This is a genomic window from Novosphingobium naphthalenivorans NBRC 102051 (assembly GCF_001590985.1).
GTDB classification, from domain to species: Bacteria; Pseudomonadota; Alphaproteobacteria; order Sphingomonadales; family Sphingomonadaceae; genus Novosphingobium; species Novosphingobium naphthalenivorans.
The window spans coordinates 1-1,397 of record NZ_BCTX01000197.1 but is presented as its reverse complement, the minus strand read 5'-3'; the positions used below and the strand labels follow the sequence as shown (position 1 = coordinate 1,397).

At 57.3% G+C, this 1,397-nt stretch carries 1 protein-coding gene; it reads left to right on the top strand.

Features of this window, described 5'->3' with window-relative positions; genetic code table 11:
- Positions 1–88 precede the first annotated feature (88 nt).
- A complete protein-coding gene (locus tag NN5_RS24670; protein ID WP_037487140.1) occupies positions 89–1,120 on the top strand; it encodes an IS110 family RNA-guided transposase in 1,032 nt (343 codons plus the stop codon).
- The last annotated feature ends 277 nt before the right edge of the window (positions 1,121–1,397 follow it).

The window sequence follows — 1,397 nt, the reverse complement described above, 5'->3', positions numbered from 1 at the left end:
GAGATGGGGTGGTTGCCGCCCTCCCTGACGGCATCACGATGTGCCAGCATAATTTTGGTTCAAGCTACGCACAGAGAGGACGGCAACCATGAGTATCGATACGATGATTGGTGTGGACCTGGCGAAGTCTGTTTTCCAGATTCACGGGGCGTCGATGAACGGCGAGATACTGTTTCAACGCAAGCTGTCGCGGCAGGCCTTTAGCGTGTTCATGGCTCAACACTCAGCTGCCGTGGTCGTCATGGAGGCGTGCGGTAGTGCCCATTACTGGGCCCGTTTGTTGAGCGGATTTGGTCACGAGGTCAGGCTGATCGCGCCACGCTATGTGCGGCCATTTGTGAAGCGGCAGAAGAACGACGCAGCCGATGCCGAAGCGATTGTGGTGGCGGCTCAACGGCCCGAGATGCGCTTTGTCGAACCCAAGAGCGTGGCTCAGCAGAGCGCGGCGATCCTGTATCGATCACGCCAGCGCCTTGTACGTCAGCGGACAGAGACAGTGAACGCCTTGCGGGCAGCCTTGTATGAGTTCGGGCATATCGTTCCTCAGGGCATTCAGCACGTCAGCCGCATTGGCGCGATCCTGGAGGCGCCCAATAGTGATTTGCCGACTTTGATGCGCGAGGAGTGCCTCGCGATGCTCGATCAGGTCGCGGCGCTCAGTGGTTGGATTGATACAAAGACCGCAAAGATCAAGGAACTCGCAGCCACCACGCCGATATCGAAGCGATTGCAAACCATGCCTGGCGTCGGTCCGCTAGTGGCGATGGCAGTGGAGACCTTTGCGCCTGAAATGGCGACCTTTAACAATGGCCGCGACTTTGCGGCCTGGCTTGGATTGGTCCCGCGACAGTTTTCATCAGGCGGTAAGGAACGGCTTGGGCGGATCACCAAGGCTGGCCAGAGCGACATCCGGCAAATGCTGATCATTGGCGCGATGTCGCGATTGAATTGGATGGGACGCAAGTCGATCCCGGAAAGCTCATGGCTTGCACGCATGATGGCCCGCAAGCCGCGCATGCTGGTCGCCATCGCATTGGCCAACAAAATGGCACGCCAGATCTGGGCCATGCTGACCAAGAATGAAGATTACAGGAATCCGACGCCGGTCATGGCTGCCTGATAAGGCAAACCTAGGCAGGTTGGATGAAAGGGGTGTGAGAAGGCAACGACCCGAATGGGCAAAATGATCGAACAGATCTGGATCAGGAAAACCAGTTCAGGACTCTGAGTGATAAGCTCGCCAATGAGATTTGGACCTGATCCGCTGATCACCATACCGGCCAGCGGCCTTCGAAAGCGCCGTAATCAAGGCCTGACAGAAGACCGCACTCGATCACCAGTTCAGAAGGTCAAAACCCTCTTGCATCACGGGCGGCAACCACAGAAGTCCTGAGCCT

Bases quoted from the DNA above. Each gene is read 5' to 3' on its own strand.
- NN5_RS24670 (WP_037487140.1), top strand. From the start codon at position 89: ATGAGTATCGATACGATGATTGGTGTGGACCTGGCGAAGTCTGTTTTC.